We start from the raw sequence: 7,839 nt of genomic DNA on the forward strand, positions 1-7,839 counted from the left end.
CTCGTCTCTCCTCGTTAGTTCAGCTTGATCTCATCGCAATTTTTCAAGAGTTGCTTCAGCTGAGAACGAATCTTCTCTACATAATCATCAATGTCTTCATCCGTTTGTAAGGTCTTTGCCTGGAATACAACCTGTCGGTTATAAGCACGGACAACCTTTTTCTTTGCCGGAGCAGTTTCTTTTCCTGGCTGTGTCGGCTGTACCTGCGGCTTCGGTGCAGGCGGAGCCAGAACTGACTCGATATTGCTGATAGTATCATCCTTGTACTGGCACATCGGCAAGAACATAGCATCCAGAAGGGCAAGGCTCTTTAATTCTGCGATTTTCTCCTTGCACTGACTGAAATACCGATCCGATTTTTCAATCAGATGGGATGCCTTGGAATCGCCGTTTGCAGCAGTATGGGTCGCTTCCATACACTGACGAACCGTTTCCAGAACCTCAGCACGTTTTTCTTCCAGCATCTTGTCATGGGCGGTGCGAACCGTATCCATCAACGGATTCAGTTCACGAATCCGGTTATAGTTGAACTTGCTTCCGGTCTGAACCATCGTAATCAATCGAATAGTATTCAGTGCCTTATGTGCTTCCTCATTTTCTGCAATCCGGTCAAGGTCATCATGCAGAGATTTTTCAAACTGCACTGCCTGGTCGAATACTGTTACCTGGGTTTTGAAGAAGTTTTCAATGCCGTTGCTCATGGCTTCTTTATTGTTGAAAAGAGCATCCTCTTTTTTCAGCACACGCTCAATCAGGGCAATATTGTCTTTCTTCTGAGAAAGAACATCATCCATCAGATGAATAGCTTCCTGCACTAATGCACGATCCGGGTATTTATGTCCGTCATAACAAGCATCCAAAGAAGCATAGTAATCACGCTGCTCGGTAAACTTCTCCGTCACAAAGCGAATCAGACCATCTTCATCATCCGGCACATCCATAATGTCGAAATACTCTCGGAGCATCGCTTTTACATCACGCATCATCGTAGCAGAAATGTTTTTACGCTTGCTGATGGAAGTCTTGCCGATCTCACTCTTTTTGCGGAGCATATCCGGCAACTTCGGGTCATCCGGCTGAATGGTATTGCCTGCATACTTGATGGTTACTTTCTGGGAATAAATCAGTTGTGCCGCAACCGCAGCAATATCGATTTCTTTCCATCCATACGGAATCGCACTGTATTTGCTTTGCACATCTGCCATAGAAGTCGGCAACTTTTTCACATCCTGCATTTCCAGATATTCTTCCATAGCAGAAGCAGCATCACGGTTCGGTTCCATGCCCGGAAGTGCCGTTACCGCACCTGTCAGAATCGCAATAATATCTACATCACTGCCTGCATTATCTGTAATCAGGTCGAGCTTGCTATATACATGGGCAACCAGATATTCAAGCGACTGGTCAATCTTGCTCTTAGCATTTCCAGCTCTGATTTCCAGATGCTCACCGTCTACATAGAACTGCGCCCCTTCAATAGCATTTTGCAATTCGCTCATGGCACTCAGCTCATATTTTCCGGCTTCGTCTTGCTGGTCACTGATAATTTTCTGCACAGTTTTTGGAAGCTGGCTTACATTTCTCTGCTTTACGTACTTACGAATCTTCATAGCAGATTCCAGAGATTCATAGTAAGGCGTATCAGCCAGAACCACGATTGCTTCATTACCTTTGGACTCCGCCATCAGACGGTAATCTGTTTTTTCAATAGCATCGGTAGCAACGGTCAGGAAACGCAGACGCATACCACCTGTTGCCACTCCAACTGTAATGCCGTCCACCATCTGATCGAAAGCAAAGTCATATTTTCCATAACGGAACTTCTTGGTTGTGAAAATATCACCGTAAATCATCTGAGCGATACGCTCTACGATAGAAGCGGTATCTACATTGGTATCCCGGATTTCACGCTGAATATCCTGTTCTTCATCCGTCAGGAAGTTATAAGTGTCTCCGGTTCTGCCGATATAGTTCTGGCTCATCAGACGGTCAAGGCATCCACGGACAGCTTCACGCATGATAATCTTATCCACACGAATATCATCTGCCATAAGGATAACGATATTGTCCAGATTGGAAGGAATATCATCAATATACCGAATCAGATACAGGAGTTTCAGTACATCTACATCCTGCTGTTCGATGCCATCACCGTTGTCGGCAGCTTTTTGGCAACGTTCAATTACACGACGAATTGAACCATCCAGAAAAGTATGTACGGTATCATAAAAACGGAAGAACGGAACAAGTGCATACTCATCCTTCTCCTGAATTTTCTGTGCAGCTTCCTGGAAACCGGACAGCATGGAACGCTCACCACCGGAAAGGTGCTTGCCGGAATTTCCGTGCTTGCGGATTTCAGCAAATACCTTCTGCATAATAATAAACTGATACGGCACGAACGGGAAGTTCTCAGTAAATTCCCTCGGACCGGAATAGCCTTTAATATCCAGAATAGAGCCATTGAAGCTGAACAGGTTACGCAGGACAGAATCATTCTGCTCATAAACGGTTTCCAAATCCATTGTTGCTTCCGGTTTCTTTTTCAGAATACGCTTCTGGATGACTTCATCCACGGAGGAAGAAGATAAGCTCAGTCTTGTTTTGAAACGAGCCTGGATACGGGAGAACTCATCGGCACGAACTTTGATGATTTCATCAATGGCTTCCTGTCCGGTGCAGATCACCCAAATCTTTCCTTCACACTCACTTCCGATTTTTTCTGTCAAAGACTGGAGGTTCAAAAGCATATCGGTGTCTGTGCCGACATACTGACCAACTTCGTCGATCATAAACAGCAGACGGAAGTTCGCTGGTTTAGTATCCACATAGGCTTTCATATCTTCCACAAGCTGAGCAATAGATATTTCTGTTGCCGTTTTATCATTGAACCATGCCTTGGCATCGTCCTCACTCATATCCAGAACTTCCATTAAAGTCGGAATAATAAACTTTCCATTGAATGCAAAGGCACGGCGCATTTCCATCCAGGACTTGCCTTTCTTTTCTTCAAAAACTCTGCGAAACTCCTCAGTTTTTCCCTGCTGGTCAATATAACGCTCCATCATGGCAACTTTCAGATTCTCACCGTAAAATCCCAGATGGTTGTAGAACATTTTGGCAAATACACGAAGAACCGCAGTCTTATCTTTATTGCTGAATCCCTCAATATCAATATTGAACAGAATTGTCTCGGTCTGTCCCTTTGTGGCACGATCAATCAGCATAAAGGTTGCCGGGTCGTCCTCAAACTTTTTACGGAAACGCTCCACACTGCGAATGCCTTTTACCTCTTTATTTTCCAAAAGGTAGGAAAGCATTTTCAGGAAGTGAGATTTACCACTTCCAAAGAAACCGGAAATCCAAACACCCATATCGGCTGTCGGCTGGTCAAAAGCATCACCGTAATAATTGAAGAACGTAATGAAATGTTTCTTCAATTCTCTGGTAATGACATATTCATTTAACTCCTGCTCGATTACATCATCAGCAGCCTGATCTACTTTAATTACACCATTGATTTTGCGGTTAATGTCATCCGCAAACATATCTCGAATCATCATGGCTTTATCCCCCTTAATCTATGACATTGAATGCCCGGTAATAATCATTTGGTGTCAGACGATTAAACAGTTTTACATGACGACCATCAAACTCACCCGGATACATAACCAAAATCGGAACATCCGAAAAATACGGTTGCAAGGCTTCCAATAACGTATGGATTCTCATAAACGGGAACACCTCGCCCACACCTGTCAGCATCAGCACATCACCCGGTTCGTGTGGCTCATACTGGATTTTATCAATGAACTCTCCATTGCCGATTGCGGAGTTAAGCTGCTCCAGAAGATAAGCACTTCCGTCAGCTTCTTCCATATCGGGAATTGCATCTGTGATGTCCATATCATCGCAGATAGAGAGAAATGTTTTATATAAATTACAAACGATCAAATGGCAATCTAAGGACTGATCAGTTTCCAGCTGATTCACAAAATGACGGACAACCATTTCATTCTCCGGTTCATAACAGAAGATTCTGATATTCACCTCATTGCTGAGTCCTTTGCCTTCCAGGAACTCCGGTTCCTGAATCAATGCCCGAACTTTGTCCAGGCGTTCTTTTATGTCACTCATTGGCTACCTCCTAAGAAAAGCAATTAAACGCCGGCAGTATCGCCATATCACCATTGCTTCTGATGGCATTCTCCAAAACAGGATGCAGCCATACTGGATTCAAATGATCTGCCCCCCGGTTGTCGAGATATTCTGTTTCAACAAGCACTCTGGCAATTATCTGTTTTAACTTTGTTATTGTAGTATCGCTCCAGGAAGCCACGGTATCATTCTGCTCCTGCAAGCGCATAAAAAATGTATTCAAATCTATCTTACCAAAAGACGTGTCCCTTAATCTGTACTTCTCGCCAATGACGGTCAGCATAAATTCCCAGACCAGTCGGCTCTGCTTCATCAACGCATACAAACAAATCTGTTTTGCCACATCCGTCGGCTGTGAAGCAATCGCAGAAACCAGAGAATCATCTTCCAGTGCCTGAAGCCGTTTGATGCAGGCTTTCGCCATGCGTGTAATAGATTTTTCCGTTGGATACTGAAAAAGATTCTGCTCTACAATTTCTTTAACAATTGCATCATCGGAATTTCCTTCTGCCATTAGCTTTGCGGTAGAACGCATTTCGTAGAAAAGGAACGGCTCTCTGGTCAAAGACGCAATATAAGGATAAGAATGATCCATGTTCCCGTACCTCCTTACTGCTCCTCTTTTTTATCAGGAACAAATTCCATGATATCTCCCACATCACAATTCAAAGCAGAACATATCTTTGACAGAATCTCTGTACTTACATTTTCATCTTTTGATAATCGAGACATCGTTGTTGTACTAACTCCTGTCATTGCACGCAAATCTTTCTTCATCATTTCTTTATCAATTAACAATTTCCACAATTTCTTGTAACTAACTGCCATTTTTTCACCTCAATCTTATTTGCTTGAAATATCTGTTCACATGGTATTTATCATCATATCATAAAAATGCGTTTCAAACAATCTAATCTACCAAAAATCGTAATTCAATTCTGAAATATCGCATTTAAAATCACAAGAAACACATCTTAATAAGACAAGCTGAAAGTACAAGTGCCACTATATATCCGATTCCACAGAAAAATTTTATCTCGTTTATTTTCTCTGATTGCAATCTTATCCTTTTTTTCAATTTTTGCACTTCGTTCTCAGCTGTCTTTCTATTCTGTTCCGCCTGATACTTTAAACTTAACATCAGCGATAATAGACCTTTCGCTTTCAATGTCAGATTCTTATTCTTGAAATGATGATTACTCATTACCGTAAAATTCTTAGTTCTCTCTACACGAAAAATCTGTGCCATGCTCCCATCCTTCTTTCCAGTTCAAAAGGAAAAGACGCAAGCCATATCTTATGACTCACGCCTTACTTCGCTCACAATATTCTATTTTTATCAGTTACCTGCCAGATTAGTTACTGGCAATCCTTATACATAAATCAATTCTTTCAGGATAATCTCTTCTGCAATCGCTCTGTGCTGATTGGCAGCTCTTACCCATGCCATCTGATCTTTCTCCTTATCCGGCAGTGGTTCTTTTTCTTCCAACTGTTTCAGAATCACTTCTTCCCGTTCCCTGGCTGCCTTGTCCACTTCCAGAAGATGCTCTCCTATCGTATCCTGCAGAAGCATCACCTGATAGGTTGAATTTCGATGGTTTTTCAGATAATCTCTGCGAAGAAAACCATACTTGCCAAGTTGCTCCATCTGTTCACCGGATTTATAGGTGAGATTCGGGATTACTTCAAACTGTTTTACTCCACTTCCTCCAGTTCTGTTCCTTCTGGAAGAATATATCCGCAGTTATCACATACTCCATCCTCTGCAAGTATCCCGTCTTTCACAAAGGCTTCAATGCCTCCCGGTTCATGACAGTGTGGACAATCTAATTCCTGTATCTTTTTCTGATTTCTTACATCCTGGCAATTGGCAAATTCAATTTTACCCATAGTGATTCCTCCATTTTCATTCCATATCAATTTGTCTTCGCAAAAAAGTTCCTACTATACGGGAAAAATTGCTGATATTACGAATATAGGCAAAGTCTTTTCCATAGATTCTCTTTTCCACGGAGAGCTCTTCTTCATTCCCTACAAAAATACCAATTACGAAAATTCCCTGATTTCTGGCCCGACGTACCTCATATGCAGTATCTTTCACAGCTTTTTCTCCGTCATAGATCTTGGGCTGGCGGGTTCCTGGTCGTTGTATGCTCATATCACAGGGTTTTCCATCACTTAATACGATTAAAATCTTATTTTTTTCCGGTCGCTCCATGAGAGAGGAACCGACTGTTTTCAGTGCAAGCCCATCTCTGTTATTGGCATATGCACGAAATTGAAAGATTCTTTCATTTGTTTCCCTTGGTTCTTCATAATTCCGAAATCTCTGAAGAGGCAAAAGCATATCTTCTCCAGCAGAAAAATGTAATTTTTTCATCAAATACATGCCAAGTTTCTTCTGATCAAAATATCGTGCAAAGGCACCCTGCTTCACTGCCTCATACAGAACCGTTTGTTTTGAATAAACATATTTTTCTGTATCCGGTTCAAATTCCGTATCATAATCACCACTGACTGTCCAAAAAAGATTTCTGATACGATTGCTGATCTCCAGATGATGTTCTTCCAGTTGTTCCGCCGGCCATCTGACATCCTCCATACAAGTTTACCCCCATATGTCTTTTCCGGTCCAGGAAGATGGGATTCTGGTAGAAACCACATCTTCTACGATCTCTTTTTCAAATACATCAAAACTTTTATTTATGATTCCCATCTGGATTGCATCAATTGGAGAAAGTCCGCTTCTTGTTGCTTTTACAGCAGAAACCAATCCTCTCAGGTCAAGAGATTTTGTTGAGATTTCTCCATGGTAAGCTTTGATCTGCAAATCCAGAAACAGTCCTGCAAAAGCTTTCAGTGCACTTTTTTCCCCATCTGGAAAATGTTGCCTTAATACAAAAAGAACACTATCCTCATCCATTTCAGGCATATCGATTACCATAAACCTTGAAACCAATGCTTCATTTAGCTCTCTGGTACCTGCGTAACCATAATTCATCGTGCCGATAAATCGTGTTGCCGGATGAAGTAAAATCCTGTTATATCCTGGAATATTGATTCTGCGCCGATGATCCAGTGTGGCATGCAGTACAGAAACCGCATCATTTTTTGCCATATTGATTTCGTCCAGGATTCCAAATCCTCCAAATTCCGCGCATTGGTAGATGGAGCCTTTCCGAAGGCGAACCTCATTATTTATAAAGGTGTCCGTTCCAATCAGATCGGCACTGTCTGTATTTACATGAAAAGAAATATCGTATTCCGGTCTTCCGAATATCCATGCCAATGTCTCACATAGTACATTTTTCCTGTAGCTTTTGCACCGGAAAGTAACAGATTATCTCCCTGAAGAAGCGCTGCTGTTGACATTTCCAGAATCTTTTTCCCATAAAATAGGATATCCGGTTTTTCTACTCGTTCCTTTACCTGATCCTCTACCTCATAACGCATGTGAAAATCTCTCAGTTCTCCAATCAGTTCCTGCGCTACCTTCTGGTCTTCTAAATATTTTTCTATTTCTGTCCAATGACTTCTCATGAAGATTTTCCCTTCTTTGCAATTGGTTATATCAAATCAGATAATATTTCTGTTTACTCAATCGTGAACCTCACATGACTAAAGTCACGTGCTTCCGGCCGCTTTAAGCGGCAGACCAAATATCGGCGGATACGCCTG

At 42.0% G+C, this 7,839-nt stretch carries 7 protein-coding genes and 2 pseudogenes; all 9 read right to left on the reverse strand.

Annotated elements, in window-relative coordinates:
- Positions 1 to 14: 14 nt before the first annotated feature.
- The 9 genes and pseudogenes from brxC to DWX00_RS20615 all read right to left on the reverse strand — a co-directional run bounded on the left by brxC (position 15) and on the right by DWX00_RS20615 (position 7,701).
- Entirely contained in the window at positions 15 to 3,563 is a 3,549-nt protein-coding gene (gene brxC, locus DWX00_RS16430) for a BREX system P-loop protein BrxC (protein WP_055219000.1), read from the reverse strand.
- 13 nt (positions 3,564 to 3,576) lie between these two features.
- Positions 3,577 to 4,137 carry a DUF1788 domain-containing protein gene (locus tag DWX00_RS16435; RefSeq protein WP_055219002.1) on the reverse strand — a complete coding sequence of 187 codons (561 nt, stop codon included), beginning with the start codon at positions 4,135 to 4,137 and terminating at the stop codon, positions 3,577 to 3,579.
- 10 nt (positions 4,138 to 4,147) lie between these two features.
- A complete protein-coding gene (locus tag DWX00_RS16440) occupies positions 4,148 to 4,753 on the reverse strand; it encodes a DUF1819 family protein (protein WP_055219004.1) in 606 nt (201 codons plus the stop codon).
- 14 nt (positions 4,754 to 4,767) lie between these two features.
- Entirely contained in the window at positions 4,768 to 4,986 is a 219-nt protein-coding gene (locus DWX00_RS16445) for a helix-turn-helix domain-containing protein (RefSeq protein ID WP_002578407.1), read from the reverse strand.
- Between the two features lie 301 nt (positions 4,987 to 5,287).
- Positions 5,288 to 5,407: pseudogene (locus tag DWX00_RS16450) on the reverse strand (helix-turn-helix domain-containing protein); the annotation flags it as partial.
- A 123-nt stretch (positions 5,408 to 5,530) separates the two neighbouring features.
- Positions 5,531 to 5,899 (reverse strand): TnpV protein, encoded by a 369-nt coding sequence (locus DWX00_RS16455; protein ID WP_118595780.1) that lies wholly within the window; start codon positions 5,897 to 5,899, stop codon positions 5,531 to 5,533.
- Positions 5,857 to 6,051 (reverse strand): hypothetical protein, encoded by a 195-nt coding sequence (locus DWX00_RS16460; RefSeq protein ID WP_118247149.1) that lies wholly within the window; start codon positions 6,049 to 6,051, stop codon positions 5,857 to 5,859. Before DWX00_RS16460 ends, DWX00_RS16455 begins: the two co-directional genes overlap by 43 nt.
- Positions 6,052 to 6,067: 16 nt before the next feature.
- On the reverse strand, positions 6,068 to 6,550 hold the full coding sequence (locus DWX00_RS16465; RefSeq protein WP_243037621.1) for a cobaltochelatase CobT-related protein: 483 nt from the start codon (positions 6,548 to 6,550) through the stop codon (positions 6,068 to 6,070).
- A 219-nt stretch (positions 6,551 to 6,769) separates the two neighbouring features.
- Positions 6,770 to 7,701 (reverse strand): annotated as a pseudogene (locus tag DWX00_RS20615) (AAA family ATPase).
- Positions 7,702 to 7,839: the final 138 nt, after the last annotated feature.

Origin of the sequence: Blautia sp. AF17-9LB, from assembly GCF_003479185.1 — a bacterium.
Taxonomy (GTDB): domain Bacteria; phylum Bacillota; class Clostridia; order Lachnospirales; family Lachnospiraceae; genus Fusicatenibacter; species Fusicatenibacter saccharivorans.